The 23607-nt window shown below is 39.8% G+C and carries 23 protein-coding genes; 15 read left to right on the forward strand and 8 right to left on the reverse strand.

Annotated elements, in window-relative coordinates; translation table 11 throughout:
* Positions 1-8 precede the first annotated feature (8 nt).
* From cpaB to HYD27_RS31795, 14 genes are all read left to right on the forward strand, one after another.
* Positions 9-761 carry a Flp pilus assembly protein CpaB gene (cpaB, locus tag HYD27_RS01070; RefSeq protein WP_219210467.1) on the forward strand — a complete coding sequence of 251 codons (753 nt, stop codon included), beginning with the start codon at positions 9-11 and terminating at the stop codon, positions 759-761.
* The gene (locus HYD27_RS01075; protein ID WP_219210468.1) at positions 754-1620 is read left to right on the forward strand and encodes a hypothetical protein; all 867 of its coding nucleotides are present in this window, start codon (positions 754-756) and stop codon (positions 1618-1620) included. The genes cpaB and HYD27_RS01075 overlap by 8 nt, the downstream gene beginning before the upstream one ends.
* Positions 1617-2966: a CpaF/VirB11 family protein gene (locus tag HYD27_RS01080; protein WP_219210470.1), complete on the forward strand. Its 1350-nt coding sequence runs from the start codon at positions 1617-1619 to the stop codon at positions 2964-2966. Before HYD27_RS01075 ends, HYD27_RS01080 begins: the two co-directional genes overlap by 4 nt.
* Complete coding sequence (locus tag HYD27_RS01085) at positions 2963-3901, forward strand: type II secretion system F family protein (protein WP_219210472.1); 939 nt, start codon at positions 2963-2965, stop codon at positions 3899-3901. The genes HYD27_RS01080 and HYD27_RS01085 overlap by 4 nt, the downstream gene beginning before the upstream one ends.
* 232 nt (positions 3902-4133) lie before the next feature.
* Positions 4134-4883 (forward strand): JAB domain-containing protein, encoded by a 750-nt coding sequence (locus HYD27_RS01090; RefSeq protein ID WP_219210479.1) that lies wholly within the window; start codon positions 4134-4136, stop codon positions 4881-4883.
* Positions 4884-4898: 15 nt separating this feature from the next.
* Positions 4899-5774 (forward strand): secretion protein F, encoded by an 876-nt coding sequence (locus HYD27_RS01095; protein ID WP_228744857.1) that lies wholly within the window; start codon positions 4899-4901, stop codon positions 5772-5774.
* Between the two features lie 33 nt (positions 5775-5807).
* A complete protein-coding gene (locus HYD27_RS01100; RefSeq protein WP_309241996.1) occupies positions 5808-6200 on the forward strand; it encodes a DUF4320 family protein in 393 nt (130 codons plus the stop codon).
* Positions 6197-6736 carry a hypothetical protein gene (locus HYD27_RS01105; RefSeq protein WP_219210481.1) on the forward strand — a complete coding sequence of 180 codons (540 nt, stop codon included), beginning with the start codon at positions 6197-6199 and terminating at the stop codon, positions 6734-6736. The genes HYD27_RS01100 and HYD27_RS01105 overlap by 4 nt, the downstream gene beginning before the upstream one ends.
* A gap of 117 nt (positions 6737-6853) precedes the next feature.
* The gene (locus tag HYD27_RS01110) at positions 6854-7426 is read left to right on the forward strand and encodes a DUF6550 family protein (protein WP_219210482.1); all 573 of its coding nucleotides are present in this window, start codon (positions 6854-6856) and stop codon (positions 7424-7426) included.
* Positions 7427-7497: 71 nt separating this feature from the next.
* Positions 7498-9237 carry a DUF8193 domain-containing protein gene (locus HYD27_RS01115; RefSeq protein ID WP_219210483.1) on the forward strand — a complete coding sequence of 580 codons (1740 nt, stop codon included), beginning with the start codon at positions 7498-7500 and terminating at the stop codon, positions 9235-9237.
* Positions 9238-9255: 18 nt separating this feature from the next.
* The gene (locus HYD27_RS01120) at positions 9256-9936 is read left to right on the forward strand and encodes a hypothetical protein (protein WP_219210484.1); all 681 of its coding nucleotides are present in this window, start codon (positions 9256-9258) and stop codon (positions 9934-9936) included.
* Between the two features lie 3 nt (positions 9937-9939).
* Positions 9940-10773, forward strand: a complete 834-nt coding sequence (locus HYD27_RS01125; protein WP_228744859.1) for a C39 family peptidase — start codon at positions 9940-9942, stop codon at positions 10771-10773.
* A 4-nt stretch (positions 10774-10777) separates the two neighbouring features.
* Entirely contained in the window at positions 10778-12592 is a 1815-nt protein-coding gene (locus HYD27_RS01130; RefSeq protein ID WP_228744861.1) for a VirB4 family type IV secretion system protein, read from the forward strand.
* A 100-nt stretch (positions 12593-12692) separates the two neighbouring features.
* On the forward strand, positions 12693-13712 hold the full coding sequence (locus tag HYD27_RS31795; protein WP_228744862.1) for a hypothetical protein: 1020 nt from the start codon (positions 12693-12695) through the stop codon (positions 13710-13712).
* 45 nt (positions 13713-13757) lie between these two features.
* Here HYD27_RS31795 and HYD27_RS01140 read toward each other — a convergent pair whose 3' ends face one another.
* From HYD27_RS01140 to HYD27_RS01175, 8 genes are all read right to left on the reverse strand, one after another.
* On the reverse strand, positions 13758-14879 hold the full coding sequence (locus tag HYD27_RS01140; RefSeq protein WP_219210485.1) for an SAVED domain-containing protein: 1122 nt from the start codon (positions 14877-14879) through the stop codon (positions 13758-13760).
* 471 nt (positions 14880-15350) lie between these two features.
* Entirely contained in the window at positions 15351-16487 is a 1137-nt protein-coding gene (locus HYD27_RS01145) for an HNH endonuclease (RefSeq protein ID WP_219210487.1), read from the reverse strand.
* Between the two features lie 75 nt (positions 16488-16562).
* A complete protein-coding gene (locus HYD27_RS01150; RefSeq protein WP_219210489.1) occupies positions 16563-17048 on the reverse strand; it encodes a type II CBASS E2 protein in 486 nt (161 codons plus the stop codon).
* A complete protein-coding gene (locus HYD27_RS01155; RefSeq protein WP_219210491.1) occupies positions 17038-18210 on the reverse strand; it encodes a nucleotidyltransferase domain-containing protein in 1173 nt (390 codons plus the stop codon). Before HYD27_RS01155 ends, HYD27_RS01150 begins: the two co-directional genes overlap by 11 nt.
* Positions 18211-18280: 70 nt before the next feature.
* On the reverse strand, positions 18281-18868 hold the full coding sequence (locus tag HYD27_RS01160; RefSeq protein ID WP_219210493.1) for a hypothetical protein: 588 nt from the start codon (positions 18866-18868) through the stop codon (positions 18281-18283).
* 63 nt (positions 18869-18931) lie between these two features.
* Positions 18932-19819, reverse strand: coding sequence for an STAS domain-containing protein (locus HYD27_RS01165; RefSeq protein WP_219210495.1), 888 nt, complete (start codon positions 19817-19819; stop codon positions 18932-18934).
* 173 nt (positions 19820-19992) lie between these two features.
* Entirely contained in the window at positions 19993-21843 is a 1851-nt protein-coding gene (locus HYD27_RS01170; protein WP_219210497.1) for a DUF4365 domain-containing protein, read from the reverse strand.
* 124 nt (positions 21844-21967) lie between these two features.
* Positions 21968-22714, reverse strand: a complete 747-nt coding sequence (locus HYD27_RS01175; protein ID WP_219210499.1) for a hypothetical protein — start codon at positions 22712-22714, stop codon at positions 21968-21970.
* A gap of 524 nt (positions 22715-23238) precedes the next feature.
* On the opposite strand from HYD27_RS01175, the gene HYD27_RS01180 reads away from it, so the two are divergent.
* Positions 23239-23499 (forward strand): hypothetical protein, encoded by a 261-nt coding sequence (locus tag HYD27_RS01180; protein ID WP_219210501.1) that lies wholly within the window; start codon positions 23239-23241, stop codon positions 23497-23499.
* Positions 23500-23607 lie beyond the last annotated feature (108 nt).

The raw sequence follows: 23607 nt of genomic DNA on the forward strand, positions 1-23607 counted from the left end.
TTGTCTTTATGCACAGATTTAAAAATCGTTCTGTATTAGGAGCTGCCTGTATTCTACTCTCCCTCATTATTTGTTTTGGCATTGCACCACTCTTAAACCGTGCAGCTGGTGATACCACTCAAATCATCCGTATTACCAAGGATGTCGCTAAAGGATCGGTAATTCAGTCAGAACAGGTAGAAAGCGTTGAGGTAGGAAAGCTCCATTTGCCTGGAGCTGTTCTTAAAACGACGGAGGCCGTTGTTGGACAATTTGCGACGGTGGACCTTAAAACTGGCGACTATCTGCTCCCTTCCAAGTTATCTGCTGTTCCACTAGATGCTTACCTCAATCGACTGGATGGGCACAAACAAGCCATGTCCGTCACAATTAAGAGCCTTGCAGCAGGATTATCCGGTAAACTTCAACCTGGTGATATCGTGACCCTCATCGCTTCAGATTACGGAGAAATGCGTACGACTACCATGCCTCCAGAGCTGCAGTATGTCGAAGTATTAGCTGTCACTGCAAGCAGCGGGTTGGACGCGCAAACAGGAAATAACGGCTCCACTAAAGACGACGATGAGGACAATGAACTCCCTTCAACCTTAACGCTACTGGTTCAACCACAGCAGGCTCAACTTTTAGCCGATCTTGAGAATAAAGCTAAGCTGCATACGTCCCTCGTGTACCGCGGCGACCCTGCTACCGCCAAAGCTTTTACCGACAAACAAGATGCATACTTTACAGCCCAGCAAAAGAAAGGGGAGGCAAATGAGTAATAAACCGTTGATCGCTGTTTGGGGCAATCCCGGTAGCGGCAAGACAGTAACGACGATCAAGCTGGCTAAAGCCTTTGCCGCTAAAAAGAAAAATGTTCTCATTCTCTGCTGCGATGCCCTTTGCCCCTCCGCTTCCACAATCCTGCCGCAAGCCGCCAAGCAACAACGCTCCCTGGGCGAACTACTCAGCCTGCCTGCTCTAACCCAAGAAGAATTACTGCAGTTTGCTCTACCATTGGATGGTTCTCCTCATATTGCTCTGATTGGTTACAAAAAAGGAGACACCGCTTTTACGTATGCTTCTTACGACAGGGAACGTGCTGTCGATCTACTAACGTTAGCAAGACATCTGGCAGATGTGATATTGGTTGACTGCTCCAGCTATCTCTCCGTCGATCCCCTTTCCACAGTAGCACTCGAACTGGCTGATACCGTCTATCGGTTACACAGTTGTGAGCTGAAAAGCCTGATGTTCTATGCTTCCTACTTACCATTGTTGACGGATTTACGGTTTCGCCGTTCATTGAATGTCTCTGTACTATCCAATGTTAAAGCAGGGCAAGACGAACGGGAATACAGTCAAGTTTTCGGGGGTATTGAGGTAACCCTTCCCTATGTGACTGAGCTAGAGCAACAAACGGCAGATGCCCGGCTGCTCGATGACCTATCTGGCAAAGAAGCAAAGACCTATCTCAGTGGTGTGGAACATTTGATTCAACTGGCTTTACCGGAAGAACACCCGCATGTAGCGAAGTCAAAAGATAAATCCTCTACAACTTCAATCCGTAATCCGACAACTTTAAATCTCCTCAATTGGCTGAAATCATTCCTACCAAAACGCCGAGGTGATGGTCAATGAATCAAGCTTCTTCTCTATTTTTCTCTGCCACCCACTCCAAGCCCTTTGCAGATGTGCTTAAGGAAGTCCAGACCTATCTTTCCGGGAAATATGCCACACTGATGAGCCGCCATCCTGAGGAACAAAAACAGCAGATCATTTCCTACATGAGTCAATATCTAACCGACCAACGGCTACATGTGCCAGGACTGACATTCGAAGAACTAATCAATCGACTGTATGCCGAGATGGTGGAATATTCATTTTTAACCCGTTACCTTTTTTCAAGAGATGTCGAAGAAATCAATATCAATAGCTACAATGACGTGAAAATCAGCTATACAGATGGACGCATACTCCCAGCTGAAGAACAGTTTTCTTCACCAGAGCATGCGGTGGATGTCATAAGGCGGCTACTGCATCAGTCTGGTATGATCCTGGATTATTCTCAGCCCATTGTCCGGGGTCATCTGGCCAACAATATTCGCATTACCGTGTTCGGTGCTCCCATTACAGATAAAGATAAAGGGATTGCTGCCTCTATACGGATCATTAACCCGCAGAAGTTAGCCCGAGAGGATTTTATTCAGAATGAAACGGCGACTGCAGAAATGCTGGACTTCCTTAGCATCTGTCTAAGGTACGGATTATCCATGTGCGTCACTGGAGCCACCGGCAGCGGGAAAACAACCTTGATGAGCTGGCTGCTCTCAACGATCCCCTATGACAAACGTATCTTCACGATTGAAAATGATTGCCGTGAGTTTGATCTGGTCATTACCGACGAAAACGGCCGCATTCTGAACAATGTAGTGCATACTGTGACACGCTCCAGCGAAGACCCCCGCCAGCATATCGATCAGGAAAAACTTCTGGAATTCGCCCTGACTGCAAACCCCGATATTATTTGCGTCGGAGAAATGAAATCTGCTGAAGCTTTTGCTTCTCAAGAAGCAGCTCGAACTGGTCATACTGTGATCACCACTACCCATGCGAATTCTTGTTTTGCTACCTACTACCGGATGGTGACGCTCTGTACCCAGAAATATGATATGAATGACCAGACCCTGTACAACCTGGTAACAGAAGCTTTTCCACTCATTTTGTTTGTGAAGAAACTTGAGGACAATACTCGCAGGATGATGGAAATCACAGAATGCTGCATACTCCCAGATGGTCAGCGTGTCATTCATACGCTATTCCGGTTTGCCGTCCATGCTACTTACGAAGAAGCCGGTCGTATTTGCATCGACGGCGCTTATGAGAAGGTTAGTGACATTTCCATCGGCCTACAGAAACGGTTGCTCGAAAACGGTTTGCCCTTGTCCTCATTGCAACGTTTGTTATCTGGAGGTGAAGCCTCATGACGTTTATGCTGCTGTTAGCCTCTATCGGTTTAACTGCAGGCTGCATGTTGATCCTTCAACTCACTCCTTACACATTAGCACAAGAACTCTCCGAACTACTCTCCCATTTGTCTATTCGAAATCCATCATTAGCAAAACGGATCCGTGCTGTTCAGCACCCAAAGAAACTTAAAGGCTGGCGAGCTACAGTACATGAAGCCCAAGCCATTCTAGAACAGACGGGTCATAGTCAACGGTTTGGTTTGCTTATCGCCGTTTCCCTATCCTTAGCAATTATCGGAGCTATGCTGGCAATCCTCCTGAACAACTTGTGGTTGTTACCCGTAATGGCTGGGGGTTTTGCCCTCCTCCCTTTTTGGGGTATCTTGTTCAGCTCTACCTTCTACAAGAAGCGACTGGGTAGTGAACTAGAAACGGCGCTCTCCGTCATTACCACCTCCTACCTGCGTAACGAGAATATTCTGGCAGCGATTGAAGAAAATCTCCCTTACTTGAATCCTCCCGTAGCAGATGTGTTTCAAGCATTCCTATCTGAAACGAAACTGATTCATGCCAACCTCAGACTGGCGATTCTACAGCTTAAAGGACGGATTAATAATACCGTCTTTCAAGAGTGGTGTGATGCCTTGATTGCCTGTCAGGATGATCGAACGTTGAAATCCACACTCATGCCCATTGTCGCCAAATTGTCCGATATGCGCGTTGTCTCGGCGGAACTTGACTATTTACTCTATGAGCCATTAAAAGAATTTCTAACCATGGCTATCCTACTTGTCGGCAATATTCCCTTACTTTATTTTCTGAATCGCGACTGGTTCCATACATTGACTACCAGCACTCCTGGGCATATCGTGCTTTCAATCTGTGCATTGGCATTGTTTGTCTCACTGGCAGCAGTGATCCGGCTTACACGTCCTCTGGAATACAAACGGTAAGAAAGGAGAATTCAAATGCACGATTCTATTCGGTTACTAGGCAATTTGATTGAGGCATCCCCGCAAGAGCAGATCATCTTACAATCCCTGATTGAGGAATACGGGTTTAATAACTTTTGGGACCGATTCGAGGAAGAGGAGCTGTCTGGCGATTTGAAAAGCAAACTGCAGGCAGTAAAGAAGATCTTACATGCATTGGAGCCAGTCCCATCTCCTGAAAGGAGCGAATTCGATGGGCCAAGACTCTCTTGATAAGAGAATGGTCAAGGAATATATCCAATCCCTTCATCAGTTAACGGGAATTCCACTCGATAAATTAGAGAACTATGGAAATACCAATAACCTAATGAATGCTCTGGAGCATCCCCATTCCCTGGAACTCACTTCAATGCAATTACAGAAAGTGGAGCAGCTTAATGAATTCCTCATCTCTCACCGTGTTCTGCAGTGGGAAGTGGAGAATACACAGCGAAAAATCACCTCTCCAGAGCTGGCAGGAAGCTACTTCTCCGCATTTTTACAAGGGCTACGGGATCGCGAACGCTTTATGGTCGCCTTCTTAGATAATGGTAACCATGTGATTGAAACGCGGATTATTTCTGAAGGTGGTCTTACCGAAGCTCCTGTGTATCCCCGCAATATTTTAAAGGCTGCGCTGAATTGTGACTGCACATCCATCATAATGGCGCATAACCATCCGGGTGGAAGCCTGAAGCCCTCCTGGGAAGATATAGAGATGACCAAACGGATGGTTGCCATCTTCGAACCGCTTCATATTGGTATTTTGGATCACATCATTATCGGTAATGCTGGCTTTACTTCATTGACACAGATAGGGCAATTACCGAAAGCAGCTGAAGAGGCGATTAGTTACGAGGCCATCACTCTCAAAAGTCTGGAGGAAGTCGAACGGTATATTCCCGCTCCTTACCCGGAGCCTTTATGGGATGGCGTAGTCCGTGAGGAAGAATGGGAGCGCTAAAGGAGGTGACTGTCTATGATGTTCGGATTGCTATTGTTCATTGGTTTGTTTTTCGCTGCTGGAACTTATCTCGTATTAGCAGACCTAATTAAACTTCCTACACTTGCTGCCTCGAAGGCAATCATTCGGGTCGCACGAACTGGAAAGAAAAGCACTTCTACCTTCGATGCTCTCATCTTTCGCATGTCTTCCTGGCTAGCTCCTAAACTTCCACTGAGCGATTACTATGAACGTAAAACGGCTGCGATTCTTCAGTCTGCAGACATCTCACTAACCCCACAAGCATATGTAGCTCAGTCCATTGTAAAATCAGGTTTGATTTTTGTTGGAGGATTAGTCAGCCTACCAATTTTACCGCTGATTTCACCACTCTTTATCTTTTTAGCGATCGCTGTGTTCTTCAAAAACATAAGTGCAGCAAGTGAATCTGTTCGCAAAAAAAGAGAAGAAATTGAAGCTGAACTCCCCCGGTTTGTGGCCACTATCGCGCAAGAACTTAAAGCAACCAGAGACGTGCTGCGGATGCTTGAGATCTACGCCAAGAATGCCGGGATCAGCTTGCAGAGCGAATTATTTATTACTATAGCGGACATAAAGAGCGGCAATCAGGAAACGGCACTGCTGAGGCTCGAGACACGTATCGGCAGCACGATGTTATCAGATATTGTACGGGGGTTGCTAGCCGTATTGCGCGGGGATCAGGGAGTCGTCTATTTTGAAATGCTCGCACATGACTTCAAATTGATAGAAATTCAACGACTCAAGCTTATTGCAATGAAACGTCCAGGCAAAGTACGCAAGTATTCATTCTATATGCTTGGTTGCTTTATGCTGATGTACATTGTCATTTTGGGCATGGAGATCATGCGGGCAATGGGCAAGTTATTCTGATGCATACCATGCAGAAGGAAGGAGGAATGCTTGGTGTCCATCCTCCGAAGTAAGCGCGGAGAAGGTTACGTCGATGTGGTGGTGCTAGTATTGGCTGCCATGTTATGCGTAGCTCTGGCAATCAAGGTGTTTCCAGTCTTTGTCGTAAAGAATCAACTGGACACTTTCGCCGCGGAACTGGTAAGAGAAGCTGAGATATCCGGTAGAGTTGGCAGTGAGACTACTGAGCGGGCGAATGAATTACAAACACAAACTGGTCAATACCCTACAATTACGTGGAGCAGAACCGGTCAAATTCAAATCAACGAAGAAGTAACAGTAACTTTGAAAACCACTGTTAATATTGGATTATTTGGGGATTTCGGCTCTTTTCCCATTGACCTCTCCGCTAGAGCACAAGGAAAGTCTGAGGTGTATTGGAAATGAAGTGGCTGACTAACAAATTTGGAAATGGCTTTCCGTTAGTTGTTGCCATTGTGTTGGCAATACTGATGTTTTCCTGTGTTATTTTTGAATACATGCGACTAACGATTATTGCCAGTGGTGTACGAGATGCCGTGCAAAGCTCCATTATTGCCGTGGTTGCTGAAAACTACAGCAATGTATACAGCAGCCTGCGGCAAAGTTACTCCGGCGGTTATTTACGTTCCGGAAACGAATGGCAGGAACAGGTCTCCATAGGACATATCTATCCTCGGCTACAAGAGAATTTGGGACTGACCCAACAAGGGACACGATATGCCAAGCTTATTGGAGATCAAGCAGAATATAGTGTATCTGGATTAACCGTAACTCTTATCAATGCACCGTTTGCTCCTTCCTCTCCAAACACCACAGAGCAATTCACGGCTGAGGCAGTAATTCAGCTGGAGGTGCCACTTTCCTTTGGATGGGGGCATCTACCTCCAATGAAGGCAGAGTTACATGTTCAAGCAGTATATATGCCTCGCTTTAGCTCATAGAGTCATTAAATATTATTGAGTTCATTGATTCCATTGGATTTTACAGAATTATACAGTAAAATAGAAGGATGGGATCCTCTTATAAGTACACAAATATGCTATAAGGAGTCGAGAACGATGAAACGAAAGATATGGGCTTTTACTGGAGGAATTGTGATTGTTGGCCTTATAGTCACTTGGGCGGCATGGCCATCTCAGGACAGTAATCAGATACCAGATTCAACAAATACTGTATCATCGATAGATCCTTCTAAAATCAATATTTCTGAAATAGAGCCAAGCCTTACTAACTCCTCCCAGAATCCAAACCCAAGTCCATCCCCCATCTCTGTTGCCGAAATCACCCCTCAGCCTACCATATCTGAAACTCCTATACTTCAGCCTGAAAAGGAAAAGAAGAATGTTGAAGTACCTATTGCTCAACCTGCAAAAACACCAAAACCTACCCAGCCACCTAAGCCCAAAGTTAAGGCTTCTACAAAACCACAGTCTCCTGCTTCTACTCCAGCTTATGAGGCAAAGACAACTCAACCTAATAAACAAAAAGATGAACCAAAGGCTGGAGCAAAAAATAATGATGGAAAGGTGTATGTTCCTGGTTTTGGATGGATTGAGGATCAAGGGGACAATAAGGGAAGCACCAGTGAATCAGATGGCGATTGGAACAAACAAGTAGGGTCAATGGACTAGTCCAATTCAGTCCTTATTAAAGAAGAGTACAGGATGATCCTGTACTTTTTTTATTTTTGGAGGTGAATCTTTTGAACCGGTTTCTATTATTTCTTCTTTCTTCAATACTTGCGCTTTCCCTTTTTCAGCTTACTTCTTTTGCTGATGGCAATGGTGATGGAAATATTGATAATGGCGGGGGCGACATGGGATCTGGAACGTCCCAAAATAAGTGGGTACCTGGCTACGATGGGGTTAGAGTGACAGTTATTCGTGTATCGGATGAAGCACCAGTATCTACTCCTGTGGATTATACAAATAAGAAACCTTCATCGAACTTAATTCATTTTGGAAAAGTCAGCAAAATTCAATATCACAATGGAACAAATCTTAGTGTTCGAGTTGGAGGATATGGTTACCAAACCCCCGCACTGCCAATTCCTCAGATCATCAGTTCAGGTGGAGGCATAACGAATATCGAGGTTATAGAAAAGTATTTTTGCTCTGAAGGAGCAATAAAAATGATTTCAAATGATACTGCAATAGAATATGCCCTCTTAACGAGTGGCAACTATAAGCTGCTCTTAGAGCCGATAGCCTACTTTACTTTTGAAGGTGGCTTTATGGGAATGACAGCTCATGAAACTGCATTATACGATCAAATTCTAAACGGTGGCTTACGTTCCAAAATGGTTAGCCTTACCCATCAGAATTTGCCGCTCTCAATGTTCTTAGAGACCTCCGACCTTGGCTTCCCCGCTTGGATTGGCTCTACGAACAGTCGTGTCAGTAACGATCAAATTATTACTTCCCTTGGTTTGGGCATCGTCCGCTTTAATAACGCGCCTACTAACCCTTCCCCGAGTCAGACGAGTTACCAATACCGGACAGATACCGATGTGATTACCTCCGTTCATCTTTCCACCTCTGCTGAGATCACACCTGATAATCCTGCAAGAGTTACGTTTGCGATTATGGGCAGCACTTATACGGTGACGAACATCGTCATTCCGGAAGGTGATAGTCAGTTGGTTTGGGTAAAATGGCATACACCTAGCACACCGCAATCAATCTCCATTCAGGTGAGTTCAACAAACGGCTCACTCAATGTCTCTTCTATAACAGCTTCAATCATAGCTTTTGACCAGAATCCGCCGCCCAATCCTACTGCCACAGATCGTAACGACTCATTTCAACTCCCTGCAGTTCCTAACTATCCATCAATAACTACTGCCTCCTGGGGAATATGGTCGGCTAGTTGGCATGAATACTGGGTCTGGATTTCTAACTGGCAATGGCACAGTACCGGAAAGGATACCGGCTACTGGATAGATTATGGATATTGGAAAGATAAAGGGTGGTGGGATTATATCTGGACCAGCTATTTCGCTTCCCTATCTGCCACCCAATCAGTCGTACCCGATACTAAATCACCAGCTATTTCCTCCAGTAGGATGAAGTCAGGATATGGCATCGAAATAACCACCAACAGTGTTACCTCTGCTAATGCTCCTAGTAGTCACATCACCGGTGCACAGCACGTTGTCACCTATTTCCCGGAGTTTTCTTATCAAACCTACTGGCGACTTCATGACCTCAAATCAGGGGGAGTGAACGCCAGTTTTTGGCTAAAGAGCAATGAATACTCCTCCTACCAAAGTCGAGTTCACTTTACGCCGGTTTGGTTCCCTGATGGCTCCTATATTCCACTCACACGAATTCTGGATGCCTGGACACCTGAAGGCATGTTGACTCTTCAACTGCAAGAAACGATTACGATCTCCGGGAACCTATTCTCTGATTGGCATATTGCACCGAAAAAAACAAAATAGAAAGTTGGTGCTTCTTTTATGCTGCTGCCCATCATTGTGCTGCTCCTCTGCCTTCTTGGCGGAGGAGCTGTTTTATTTCGCCTCATGAAATGTAAATCAAAATCCAATATCACCACTGATCTTGCCATGCAAACAGCACAAGAATTCGTCCAAGTACAAGACATTCATGGGAACTTCCTTCTTACACAAGACGGTTGGCTGATGAGCTATTTACGGATCTTCCCGATTAGCCTGGATTTATTGAGTATCTCTGAAAAGCGGATACTTATTAGCAAGTTGACAGCCGAATTATCTTCTTTCAACTTTCCATTTAAGTTTCTTGCGGTAAGCCGCCCTGTAGATATATCCCCTCTAATTTCAGAACTCAGTGCCTTACTCTCTACCTCAGACCCTAGGCAGAAAGAACTGCTCCGGCAAGAAATGCTGGAGATGAACACGCTCACTCTCTCAGGTGAAGTAGTTGAGCGACAATTTTATTTAATCCTCTGGCAGCGACAAAATGACGGGACTGAACGGGACCTCTTGGACAAAGCTAAACGGCTTGCCCAGCATTTTGAAGATGGCCAAGTGCAGACCCAACTTTTAAAACAACAAGACATCGTTCAGTTATGCAACCTAGTTAACAATCCCTCATACACCCACCTCGAAACGACAGAGCCTGAAAATGTGATTCCTTTTCTTGCGAAGTTGGAGGTGTAGAATTTGGATCCCTTCACCGCGAAGTTACTTTCCAAAATAGCCCTGAAAATCGCTTCCGACGAACAAGCTCGTAAACGAATGCTGATACTGATTTCAGCTCCGGCAGCCACCTTGTTAGTTCTCATCGCTATGGTTCTACAACTGCTTACCTCCCCCTTAGAGTCACTCAAAATATGGCTCTCGGCTGATGAAACTCCCATTGTAAATGAAATGCGTACCGATTATGGTTTCACCCAGATTCTACAAAATACCGACGAAGGATACGTGGAAAGTCGGGGACAGCATTTTGAGGGAGTAACGTTTAAGGATGGAAGTCGTGAAGTTGTCTACTACAACCAAATGGACTCCCGTTGGGCAGATAAACCCTATGGTCCCAGGGACACCATTGGAGTGTCCGGTTGCGGTCCAACTTCCTTATCAATTGTCGTTTCGAGCCTCACGAGTAAAAAGATTGATCCAGTCAATATGGCTAATTGGGCATATAACAATGGTTATTTGGCAGAAGGAACTGGTAGTTATCATAGTTTAATTCCTGATGGTGCTCAGCATTTTGGTTTGAATGTTCAGGGTGCTGCTCAAAAAGACCAGCAAACCATCATTAATGCCTTATCTAGTGGAAAACTGGTTGTTGCCGTTATGGGTAAAGGACACTTCACTTCTTCAGGACATTTCATGGTCCTTCGAGGTGTCACCTCTGAAGGCAAGATTCTTATCGCCGATCCAGCCAGTCGAAAGCGAAGTGAACAGGAATGGGATTTCTCCATTATTTTGAACGAAGCCCGAAAGAATGCAACAGCAGGTGGCCCCTTCTGGATCATAAGCGGAAAGGAGAACTGATATTTTGAAACCCACAACTCCATCTTTATCTGTGAATCCTTCGCTTCTAAACGCAATCACTCCTATGGGCCTGGAGTTTTCTCGTAACGGCCTTGTGATTGGTGAACAAACAGCTAAAATGTATGGCGTCATTCAGTATCCTCCCAAAGCCGATGTGGGTTGGCTCTCCACTCTAACCAATATGCCATCTACCATGGTATCCATTGGTTTTCAACCTATAGATAATAGCGCCTTAATCTCCGCAATATCCAAATCCATTACACAAAATCGCAGCATGGCTGACAGTGCTAAAGATCCTCTCACACGTCAACGAGCAGACAAGGCGGCTACGGATGGAGAGAATATTATGATGCAGATTGACCAAAACGGTGAAACGGTTGGCCTTATGAATGTAATGATCATGCCATTTGCAGAAGATGACAAGCAGTTCACCCGCGCATGTAGACGTGTTGAAAATACCTTCAGTATGATGCGCTGCAAAATTCGCAACCTGGCCCATCTTCAAAAAGAAGGCTTTCGTCACCTATCCCCCATGTACCCTGCACAAGATCAAATTGGGGATATCCTAAATAAAATCATGCCGATGAGCACCTTCGTGGGAGGCTTCCCCTTTGCAAGTTCTGGCTTCAACGACGGCACGGGTTATTACTTCGCCAAGGACGCTAGAGGTGCATTGGTTATCGTCGATACATGGAAACGTGGCGGCGACCGAACTAATTCAAACATCGTCATTATGGGCGTGGCTGGCGTAGGTAAATCTACAGCTGTAAAGCATGTGGCTCTTAGCGAATACATGAAGGGTACCAAGATCATTTTTATTGACCCAGAATCGGAATATAAGGAGCTTTGCCAGAAGCTAAATGGCGACTGGATTAATGCCGGCGGTGGATCTAATGGGAGAATCAATCCGCTTCAAATTCGTCCAGCTCCACGCGATGAAGAGGATGAGGAATTTCCGCTTTATAAAGATGAAGGTCATGGTATGTCTGATATGGCGCTCCATCTGAAGAATCTAGAAATCTTCTTTAACCTCTATATCTCTGACCTGACCATGATGCAAAAGGCTGTCCTTAAGCAATGTTTGATTGAGTTGTATAATCAGTTTCTAATTACGTGGACCACAGATATTACGAAACTAGCCAGCACTGACTTCCCTACTTTTTCTGACCTCTACGCTCTGATTCATGGCAAGGAAAAGAAGCTTGGCGATGAAGTTTATAAAGAATTGTCGCTACTGCTGCATGATATTGCACACGGTGGAGATTCTTTTTTATGGAATGGCTACAGTTCCATCCAAACCCATAGCCGCTGCATTTGTTTGGACACCCATACTCTTCAGAATACTTCTGAGAATATCAAGCGAACCCAATACTTTAACCTCTTATCCTGGTGCTGGGAGCAAATGTCTCAGGACCGGACAGAGCGCGTGCTGCTGATCTGTGATGAGTGTTATTTGATGATCGACCCTAACGTCCCGCAGAGCCTAGTATTCTTACGAAATGTAGAGAAACGCGCTCGAAAATATGAAGCCGGCCTTGCAATCATCTCTCATAGTGTCGTGGATTTTCTAGCCCCTGAAGTCAAGATGTACGGACAAGCGCTACTGGATATACCTTGTATCAAAATACTAATGGGAACAGACGGGAAAAACCTCCAGGAAATACGCGAACTTTATAACTTAACAGACGCAGAGGAAGAACTTCTGGCCAGCAAGAAGCGCGAACACGCTTTGTTGATGATCGGCTCCAAGAGGCTGCATATCCACTTTGATATCCCGGAATATAAGTTTGCTTATATGGGAACTGCAGGAGGACGATGAACGTGGACAAAAAGAAACAGCTCCTAGAGCTTTTCTTCTACATGGGTCTAGTGGTCATTGGGATTATATTGTTATTCATGAAGGAAGGAAGGGTAAACTCATGATTCTATATCTGACTAGTAGTAGCAAGGTTAACCTACTTGATTTTATCGAGATCGAATTAGAAATGCCGATAAAAAAATTGATTGGATCGTTTTCGCTCAATTCCTTTGTGGTCAAAGATATGCGATTTTATAGCCATGTTCGCTATTTAGCTATTGAGCGTGGAGCGATAAAAGAGACTGATGGAGAAATGTTACAAGCACTTTTATCTTTTCAGATGATGTATGAAATGCGAATTATTGTGATCTCGGAAGGGCTGCCAGAGAGCAGTCCTTTTTTACAAGAACTGATACAGGCAGATATCCAAAACGTGGTTATAGCCGAAAAAATAGACATAATTCAAGATGAGCTTCGAGAGTGTTTTTCAAAAACGGGAATGCTACGACGTAACCCCATGGGAGAATCCACACCATTAGAGGTTATATTTCAATCATCACCAGAGGAGGAAGTAACACAGTTTCGCTTTAAATGTACCAATCTCACAATTGCTATTGCTGGATGCGACCGACGTGTAGGTGTAACCACCACAGCATTTAACTTGGTCTCATGGATTAATGCTCATGGTGGGACTGCCTGTTATTTGGAAGCTAATACAAGCAACCATTTGGCTCATATCATTCAGTTGTTCAAGCCAGAACAATCCGGAAATGCATATACATTCGAAGGTTCAGACTTTTACTTTACGAAAGAATTAAACCGAGATTATAACTTCATTGTAATTGACTGTGGTGTATTAAGAGATAAAAACATTAGAAGTTCGTTCGTAAATGGTGATATACGTTTACTTTGTAGCTCGGCAATGCCACATGAACTGGTGACTTTTTACCGAGCATTGGAGTTCTGTAAAGACTTAGAAGTACAAGCGTTAGGGTTATTTGTCCCGGACATTCTAAGACCTTATATTACCCAGAGTATTAGTCATAATATCATTTACTGCAGGAGCACTCATGATTTGTTTGATTCAAAAACAAATGGTGAGGTATTTAAGAAGCTACTGTCCAGAGAAATACAGAGTTGATAACAAGGTAATAATAAGTTTTTTTATATAAGTAGAGGAGATTAATTAGATTGTGATTGCTTCGCTGTACCTAAATTCTCCTCTATAATTGAATTGATATAACACAACCTTAGGCCACATCCGTGGATTTATACTTCTCCCTAATTCTATTGCCAAACCTGCAGGACCAGCATAAAAAAGGTGTAGTTTACTGTACCTCTTTTTTCTTAGTAATTCTTCTATCTTGTCTTTGAATACACGCTGAATTTCTTGAACTTGATCCTTAAAAAGAACTCTCTTAACATGTGGGTTATCAATGGAAATATCTAATAGATCAAAATCTTTAAGTATCTTCTGAACATCATCTTTTGAAATATTATCACTGATTGAAACCGTCACAACTAATTCATCACAGTTGTTAATATTAATATTATGGGATGTATTTAGTGGATCTAACTCTTGATTATCAGGCAAGCGGTTTACCCAATACTCCGATACACGATCATATTGATAAATGGTAAGTGGCACTGTATCCGATAAAAGTAAACCAAGATGAATCAAAAGAGGGATTGGAGACAAGGCGAATACTTCGGCAACATCATATTTTCTCTTTTGTATACGATCTTTGAATTGCTGATAGAGTTTTTCATTATCTTCTTTGCCTTTCTCCCAACCTTCGGAATCAAATTGGTTAAATTCTGTTTGGTTTTCTATTGCTTCCAATAAAATGTTGGAAGATTGTTCAACCTGTGGAATAGAAACCATAGGCGGCCCAAGACGTTTATGTACTATAGCAAGACTAGTTCGTTTTTGTTCTGTCCAGGATCTTACCCACAATTCATGATTTAGTTTCATCTCAAAAAGAACATTTGGTGAAAAATGTTCCAATGTATGCTTATCATCAATTAGTTTTGAATGTGTGTAGCACATTAGCATAAGATTACTTATATCCTCTAAGGTTTCATCAGAATAACCATATTGCTTGGCAAACTCATGTCGCGGACCACCATCACTGTGTCCAATAATATGCGCAACTATTCCGATATTTGTAAGTTTCCCCTTAGTATTTACTACAAGACGCTCATTACAACCATCAAAGCTACAAATCCCCCCACAAACCATCCACAGATGAAATGTCTCAGCTCTGCTAAGTTGTCTGCGTTTTCTTGGCTTTTCTTCATTCTCCATTACGAAACCTCCTTATCCATATATTAAAGTGCTTCGTAACTGCATGAATTTTCATATATTAATTTTTAGTATATCCTAACCAGTGCATAATAAAACCCGCCTTTACTCCTCTGATTAAGACCTGAAATCATCTTTAGCCATATTAAAATTCAGTCCCAATCAATATCGTAATGACTCTCAATAAGTCGCTTGATGCCTGTATTCATTGCATAAAACTCTCTTGATCAAAAGGTGTATATGACAAGGATTCCTCATGCATCCTTGTACTCAAACTGGGAATGATTATATCTCGCTTTTCTTGTAATATTGCGTTACATCACTTAATTTTAAGTTATTATGAAAATCCTTAAACTATTTTTGAGAATGCGTCACAAAATTATCGTCTCCTGAATTTTTTAGTCATTCTCTATAAATTTTCTATCACAAACGTAATCTTTAAATGTAATACTTGAGCAGGTAGTTTTTTTTTCGTTACGATTTTGCGCCAATATCTATAGCACGAATAAAACTATTGGTTCTAAAATTTTGATCATATAATATAAATGGTAAATCAGCCTTAGGCATCCTTATTCGACCTAATTCAATAGCAACAGAGACAGGAACTGCAGGGAAAATATGGATACAATCACTATCTGGGTGTGTTGTCTTGATTTGGTCCATAATTAATCTCATAGTTTGTCTGAACATAACGAGTTGTTCACGACTTTTTATACAATCATTATTAGGCGTTGGAATCGTTACTGTCCAAATTGAGATAGCTTCTCCAAGAACAGAAGTGATTCGAGAAGGAAGTATAGTACCACTTATGGATAAATTTAGAGCAACTGTTGGGTGAATTTTATCTGGTCTTATCACATTAAAATTAAAATCATCCTGAGAACTTTGCCATTTCCATGAAGGTTCTGGTTCTCTCTGCCGCTGATAAACTTCTGAAGCCCTAAGATCTGAGAGCAAAGTACCTAATAAAATTAAAAGTGGTTGAGGCGCAATTCCAAATATCGACATATGAGATATTTCACCCTTAGCTATTCTTGGATGAAGTCTTGTTTCATATTGTTGCTTTAAGTTTTCAGATTCTATTGTCCAAAACAACGGATTATCATCTTTTATAAAACTATTAACGAGACCAAACTCAATAGCGGAAGGCTCTGCTGGGAGTGAATGAGAAATTATTGCTGATGCCGCTTCTCGCCAGTTGAGAGCGTTTTGAAGTTGCCCCACATTCGCACCATATAGTAAGATATGACTTCTTACTGTATCGGTTATGTCGGTCACTAATTTTATACGTTCTTCATGCACTTTTTTCATCTCACGAAGTACTTCAACTGAATAATCTTTTCCATTGTTATTATCAATCTTTCGATGATGAGAATCGCACATAAGCATTAAATTATCAATGCTTGTAGCCATAAGTGGAGATAACACTTTATCTCCACGTGGACCATCTGGCTTATCACCAATAATATGAGCAATGTAAGCTTGGTTATATTCCGCTTGTGTGACATTATCTAAGTAGATCATTTTATTGCAGCCTGCGTATTGACAACGTCCAGCTGCTTTCCCCCATAGAATATACCTTGTTTGATAAGGAATAATAGAAATAGACATTTATTTCATCACTCTCTTTTTATTTGGTATTGTATCAAGAATTTGCAATAGAAATTTTAAGTAGATTGTATCTTATTAAAAGTTATGATTTGGCTCTATTTCCTCTTCATGAATATGAATACCCCCTCCTTGCCAAATTCCAGTAACATGCCAGTATTCATAATACATTAGCCATAAAACTGCCCACGGTAGTATAGTCTTATGAAGAGATTTAGTATTATTCCACTCATTTGCCAGCGGAAAGTATAAACATAACCTTTCTTGCTCATACATATGTGGAATTGGCTCATTGTCGTTCCGCCTTTGCAAAGGTGGATCAATAACAGTTACTTTTGGAAATGACGCAATCTCATACTCAAGAAGAATTTTATATTTACAACTTATTGCATTGGGCTGAACAGTACCTGTCCAAAACATAGTTGAACTGATTATTTTAGCATGGGAATTTGGAATGGTCTGTATTAACATTTGTGATTGATTAACTATTGAAATAGGTTTACCCCGGAAAAATTTCTTAGCAGCAGCATTTGATTTAATATTACGATAATCTTTATGTTCCATAAAATGTATTTTTAGGTATGCTAGTAGACCCAACACCTAAGACGGCTACTTGTCCAGCTTTCGTCAAACCTAATTTTCCATTTTCTCTTAATTTTTGTTGATAAGTTGCTTGTTTTTTAAAGCTTTCTTCGATTAAAGTGGGTTCGATTATTTCACCTAGGGATTTATTTAATTGAATCATCCCCATCCCTTCTAAACTAGGAATAAGCTCCCAGTGATCTTTAAAGTCTGCAATAAACTTTTTAAATGCTTCATATTGTTCAGGATCTTTTTCCCATCGCTCGCTTAATAATTCTCCTGGATTTTGAGGGTTGTAGACCTTAAGAATTGAAGTGGAGTTATTAACCATGTTTAAAATACCTTTAAGAATTGCTAAAATTGCTAGATAGACAGATCCTTCTCCGTGATAGTTTTGAGCAGCCAAAGTGGTTAAAACAATACTAATTGGAGGTTTCACGTCTTGTTCTTCGAAATAACGATTACGATAATGTTTTATAAGTTGAACTGCTCGTTTAAGTGGTGGCTTAATAGCTACTGTTTCTAAATCAGGGAGATCCTCAATTTTGGCACTCGCACTTTTTTCCAACAATTGTTGCCATACTTTTATAGGTACATATTTTTCTGCTATTCCTTCAAACCAATTTGCAAAGCCTTTTGGGTTACTTGGTTTCCAGTTTTGTGTTTCACAATCCGGAACTTTGATACAATCTTGTATTGGGTGATTTGTAGGAATAGCAGGTAGAATATCCATATGATATTGATTTGCATACTGAATTTGAATGCAACGATTCTTACGTTGAACCTTTCCTATATAATTTTGATTTTCCAGCATACGTCTTTCAATTTGATCTAACAAAAGTATCGGATCTTGAAATAGTTTGGAATTTGTATGTATTTCGAGCACAAGATCAACATCAAATTCTTCTTTTTTATTGGGCTTTACTGTCGTTCCTATTCTTACTGAACCTTGAGGGTATATTTCCAGATGACAATTATTAAATACTTCATCACCTTGTAACCATTGTGCAACGTAATTATACGAATTTGTAGCCTGCTCATAGTGACTCCGACTTAATTGTAATTCTTCACAAATACGTTGTAAAAGATCCTCTAATTGTATTTCGTAGTTTGAACTGGGTAATGCTTTTTCATCTATTAACATAAAAATTCCTCCTCGTTTATTTTGTCTTCAATTGAAAACGTTGAAATCATTTTAAAATTAAATGGAGATATTAACTCATCTCCATCGATATCATATTTTTTAGTATTGGCTTATAGCTATACTGTCTACCACCTTCAGAAAGTATTTCTTCTTTGCGCATAATTAATCGTTCTTGATACAATTGAAGTAATTTTGTTCCAGTCAAATTAATTTCAGACTCTGTCATATCAGCAAGTTGTCTAGCTGTTTGAACATTATCATTATATACTTTATGCAACACATCTATAAGCATCGGCTTAATGTTCCCAATATAATTTAATGTGCCATCGTCACGAAGCTCAAGCATTCCATGCTTTTTATATAATTGGAAAGCCGCTCTAATATTATCTCGATGAATTGGCTCTAAATTTTTCAGGAAAATAAATCTATCTCCCAACTCTTTATTTATTAAACGAGAAACTAACCTTACAATAACTTCATCTGCACCAGAATAGTCTATTATCTTGACTCCCTCAAAATCCAATCCGATAATATTGCTATCAGATTTCAAAATAATTTGTATGAGCTCGTCCCTCATTTGCATCCCAAGGGGTCGTGTAACTAAGAAAAAATTACTTGATAATTTTCTCAACTCTTCAGCAATCAATATTTCTTTCATCATAAATTCCTCCACTTTGGAGTTCAACGAACTTTATTGAACACATTGATACTAACACCTTCATTACTTTCTGTCAAGGAGGTTGTCTGTTTTTTCAATGAAAGGCCTTAAACTCACTCCAACTTGTGTTCCAGGGTAAAACGCAAGTCCTTCTTCAAACCTCATTCCACTGTGTTTTAAGTGACATCTAGCCGTGCCTGTACGTATAATCAACTCTGATCCAGCATTTTGTTTAACATACATTGATAACCTATATAAACCATGGCCTCCACCTGTGGGCCTCGAACTTATTTCTGGTTTTAAAGCTAATTCAATTGCTCTACGGTCAGTCAACTTTTCCCCCTTTTTATTATACTGTTCTTCTAGGGCTCCTCTGAAACCTATTCCCAGATCCATAACTGCAATTTGTATTGTTAATGGATTTTTATATTTCTGAGCTGCAACATAGCCAAAATCCAAACTGTGTTCTAAGTTTTGGCATACCTCAATCAGATTAGTCGTGATTTGCTTTGAAGTTGTTCCCGCATCGACTCCTTCAAACATCATTTCCATTCGTTTATCTAATAATTCAGTAAAATTGATAATATTCTCAAAGTTTCCTAATTGAAACTCTAATTTACGCAACTCTAATAAAGGCTTATCTGTTTTTTTGAAATTATTAAAAAATCCAAAAAAACCTTGAGAAACATGCTGATACTTTCTCATTTCTTCAAAAAAATTCATAACAGTTAAATATCTTTGTAAACTCAAACTTTGAGGTAGATTTATTTTTAGTGAAATATCTTTCCCCCTGCAATATCGTGCTGCTGAGATTAAGCCGACGATTCCATAAGGTTCTATAAAAGTTATCCCTGAAAGATCTAATATCAACTCATTATCTTTACAAGTTACTAACTGCACAATTTTTTCAAAGTGTTGATAGCCTAATGAACCTTTTAATTCGAGATACATCTTTTCCCCCCGTTATTTACCATAACCAAATTAATATAACCTGCAAAACCAATTTACATGAACATAATAACTTTCCATTAAAGAGACCCTCAGGAGGATCGATTTTTATAATAAATTAAAAGATTGCGATATATGTAATTAAACAAATAGACAATATTTACATTTTATTACAACTAAACAAACCTTTTAATAGTAACCTTACTGACATCCATTATATTAATAACACTATTCTTATTTTTATCTGATAAGCTGATTTGAATACTACCTGTTCTATTAAAACTTTTAATAAAACCTTTATAACCTATCATTTCATTACTTGGATTCGTCATTCCATTTATTCCATAGCCATTAAAATCGATAACGAAAAAAATATGATCATTATATACTTCAATATCTACTTCAATTGAAGAGTCTACATCTGAGTAACACTCTTTCCCTGACATCTTAATTAAATTTATATGCTTTTTTATTTCATTGATCGTATTAGTAGCATCCGATTCTGCCTCATATTCTTTAAACAAATACGCCGTTTTAGGTATTACTCCAAAACTTGTTGACTGACCATAGAATCCAACCCCTACAAAATCGTTTTTAGGCAAAATGATATGTCTTTCTATACCACTTGCTAATGTAAAAGAGTAAGTATCAATAGATTTACGTTGCATCAGGACAGGCAGTGTTGATTTCCAGTTTATTTCAATTATCATGATGTTCTGATCTGTCACAATCTCACTAAAAAGTGAGTCTTTATATTTTTTTATCCATTGTCCAAAATACAGTGATGCGTAATCAATTTTATTGTTTTCAATTAAGGATAATGTTATTCCGAGTAAAGCTTGGTAATTATTCGAATCAAGCCTTAAGCTTGATCGGAACAACTCTTCAGCAGAGTTTGATTTTCCAAAAAACCTTTCAAATCCTCCTTTTACAGCAAGCGCATTCGAATTATTTGGATCTAGCGTTATCGCTGAATTAATGTGACCGTATGCTTTCCTAATTTGGAACTGTTCTCTATAACAAAGCGCTAGATTCACATGTATAACAGCTTTTTTCTCGTAAGGTAATAATAATAATCTTTCATAGTTCACAATTGCATTTTCAAGATCACAGTTCTTCCAATATGAAAAGGCAAGATTATTCAGTAATATCGCTGTGTCCGATTTGTTCCTATCCATTGCTTTTCTTAGTAATTCAATTGCTTTAGGATACTGCCCCTTTCTACCATAGCAGGTGCCTATAATAATTTGTGCTTCATAATGATTATTATTTATTTTCAATATCTTATCGCAAAATCTTATAGCTTTATTGAACTCATTAGCAATTTCAGCTACTACAGCACATTTAAAATATATTTCCTCAGTCTTCACATAAGAAGCTATTCTGTCGTAAATCCTTAAAGCCTTCTTGTATTTTCCAGCTTGTTCATATGAAGCAGCCTTGCTATACTCCTCTTGAAAGGATTGAATTAATCCAAGGACACTACTATTAAACCCAAAATCAGCATAACCATTTATGGTATGTTTGGATAATTCCCTTGTATATTGACCGTAGGCTTTTACATAATCATATATCTCATCAAATGATTTATGGGTAAGTGTCTTATGAAACTTATATGTAAATGTTTTATCAGTAGTTGTTATAATGTCAATCCCATTTTGCTGTGTGGTTTCATCTATGTAATTTACCCATTCCCATAGAAAAATATCATCTCTTTCAACATAGATAATAAAAATCGATTGTGGTTGATTGAGTAAGTAGTTTATCGTTTTAATTGGAACACTGAATTCAAATGTACCATCTTTATCTACAGTTTTTGTTGAATTACTCTTTAGTTGTAGATGTGTTCGAAAGTTAGTCATATATTTACAATTATTCTTAAGTTCTAAAACTAAATCCACACCGTAATCTCCACCTGACTCTGTTCTAACCAAGTATTTTTCTTGAGGAACAATCAGCTGCAATTTTAGTATGCTTCTATTTTCTTGATCGAAAGTGTCAAGTCTTTGCGGTAAATTTTCATCCACAAGTATTCTCCTCATTCTAGGGTTTTAAAAAGGTGCATTAATTACTGCATATTCATCATACTTATAACAATTTATGTATAGTGCTCTAAGAAATTCACGCATAGATGAAGCAATATTTCGTTTTCTACTCATTCATTTGATATAAAACATTCTCAAGTATTGTTATTAAGCTATTCCTATTAGGGCCTTCTTTATCCAAAATCATTTCTTTAATATCTTCTTTAGCTCTATTCAACACCGAAATGCTTGTCGCTACAAATAAAGAAACAATAAAAATCACGAAAAAGAGTGTGGTATTTATTGTTATTTCAGGGGAGGTGGAATTTCGAATATTTAATGGTACATTTTCTTTTGCATTAAAAAAGGTATACATATGTGTTAATAGTTGAGTGAGATTAGGAATTGATATAGCTAGTACAATACTGGGGGCTACTAATGGAGAAAGCTTCCTTTTTTCATTATCTTTCGCGAAATTATCAATTAATTTTTCTATTTTCCATTTATTATATAGGTTATTCTCTATAAGGTATTCCGTGATAAGATGAAGCTGAATATCAGCTTTTGATTTTCTCCATTTTTTTGGACTAGAAATGATAGAGTACTGAATTTTAAGTATTTTCATCGCTTTCAAATCAAATAATTTATTTAGTCCATATAAAGATAAAATTAATAAAAAAGTACATATAAATGAAGAGATACAAAACCATAAATAAGAACGGAAAAATATTATTGAAATGCCGCTGGTTAATGCCATAAACATCGATAAGTAAATTAAAAAAAGGTAGAATTTATGAAAATAATACATATGTGAATATATTAACGCTTTATTTGAAACTTGATCATTATAGAAAGTAAATAGATCTTCCTTCAAAAATTCTCCTCCCCATAACTTTAATGACAAGCTATAAAAAATTAACATCACTCTTTTAAAACTATCTATTGGTTTTAAAACCTAGAAAAATATTTCTTGAAAAAGTGAATATGTATTTATAATATTTCGACAAACCTTTTCCTTCTTCCTTCCAAATATAAGATAAACCCGCATTTCGTTTACACTTTTGTCGAATGATTGAACTTGACTATATTACTTCAAATTCAAAATTTGATCAAAATAAAAACAAAGACTGCAACTCATTAATCAACGAGTATACAATCTTTGTTTTAGCAGCTTAGCCTATTTGATGGTTTTATACTAAAGTATATTTAAATATTGTTTAAAATATTCGCGGACTAGTAGATTTATTGACGATATTATTCACTACACGATATTAAAATTAAAGTAAATGATCACCTCAGCAAGATGTGCTAATCTATAATTGGAAACTATTTAAATAAATAGGAGGTTCGAAATGTGGAATAGAAACAAATATAAGGGGCCCGGTGGTGGGCTTTACAATGGACCTGGAGGAGGACTTTATAACGGGCCAGGGGGCGGCGCTTATAATGGACCAGGCGGTGGCCTTTATAATGGACCAGGGGGCGGTCTCTATAATGGGCCCGGGGGTGGTCTTTATAATGGACCAGGGGGCGGTCTCTATAATGGGCCCGGGGGTGGTCTCTATAATGGGCCCGGAGGCGGTCTTTATAATGGACCAGGTGGAGGACTTTATAATGGGCCGGGAGGCGGTCTTTATAATGGCCCTACTCCCTATATGAGTAATATTCCTCCATGGCAGGTATTTGTGCAGGAGTTGGAGAGACGCGGAATGAATAGACATGCTGAACTTATTCGAAAATATCATTTGAATTGACAAAAAGCCGGCA

The sequence above is a fragment of the Paenibacillus sp. S150 genome, from assembly GCF_019352175.1.
Classification (GTDB): Bacteria; Bacillota; Bacilli; order Paenibacillales; family Paenibacillaceae; genus Paenibacillus_AQ.

Bases quoted from the DNA above. Each gene is read 5' to 3' on its own strand.
- cpaB (WP_219210467.1), top strand. From the start codon at position 9: ATGCACAGATTTAAAAATCGTTCTGTATTAGGAGCTGCCTGTATTCTA.
- HYD27_RS01075 (WP_219210468.1), top strand. From the start codon at position 754: ATGAGTAATAAACCGTTGATCGCTGTTTGGGGCAATCCCGGTAGCGGC.
- HYD27_RS01080 (WP_219210470.1), top strand. From the start codon at position 1,617: ATGAATCAAGCTTCTTCTCTATTTTTCTCTGCCACCCACTCCAAGCCC.
- HYD27_RS01085 (WP_219210472.1), top strand. From the start codon at position 2,963: ATGACGTTTATGCTGCTGTTAGCCTCTATCGGTTTAACTGCAGGCTGC.
- HYD27_RS01090 (WP_219210479.1), top strand. From the start codon at position 4,134: ATGGGCCAAGACTCTCTTGATAAGAGAATGGTCAAGGAATATATCCAA.
- HYD27_RS01095 (WP_228744857.1), top strand. From the start codon at position 4,899: ATGATGTTCGGATTGCTATTGTTCATTGGTTTGTTTTTCGCTGCTGGA.
- HYD27_RS01105 (WP_219210481.1), top strand. From the start codon at position 6,197: ATGAAGTGGCTGACTAACAAATTTGGAAATGGCTTTCCGTTAGTTGTT.
- HYD27_RS01110 (WP_219210482.1), top strand. From the start codon at position 6,854: ATGAAACGAAAGATATGGGCTTTTACTGGAGGAATTGTGATTGTTGGC.
- HYD27_RS01120 (WP_219210484.1), top strand. From the start codon at position 9,256: ATGCTGCTGCCCATCATTGTGCTGCTCCTCTGCCTTCTTGGCGGAGGA.
- HYD27_RS31795 (WP_228744862.1), top strand. From the start codon at position 12,693: ATGATTCTATATCTGACTAGTAGTAGCAAGGTTAACCTACTTGATTTT.
- HYD27_RS01140 (WP_219210485.1), bottom strand. From the start codon at position 14,879: ATGGAGAATGAAGAAAAGCCAAGAAAACGCAGACAACTTAGCAGAGCT.
- HYD27_RS01145 (WP_219210487.1), bottom strand. From the start codon at position 16,487: ATGTCTATTTCTATTATTCCTTATCAAACAAGGTATATTCTATGGGGG.
- HYD27_RS01150 (WP_219210489.1), bottom strand. From the start codon at position 17,048: ATGGAACATAAAGATTATCGTAATATTAAATCAAATGCTGCTGCTAAG.
- HYD27_RS01155 (WP_219210491.1), bottom strand. From the start codon at position 18,210: ATGTTAATAGATGAAAAAGCATTACCCAGTTCAAACTACGAAATACAA.
- HYD27_RS01160 (WP_219210493.1), bottom strand. From the start codon at position 18,868: ATGAAAGAAATATTGATTGCTGAAGAGTTGAGAAAATTATCAAGTAAT.
- HYD27_RS01165 (WP_219210495.1), bottom strand. From the start codon at position 19,819: ATGTATCTCGAATTAAAAGGTTCATTAGGCTATCAACACTTTGAAAAA.
- HYD27_RS01180 (WP_219210501.1), top strand. From the start codon at position 23,239: ATGGACCTGGAGGAGGACTTTATAACGGGCCAGGGGGCGGCGCTTATA.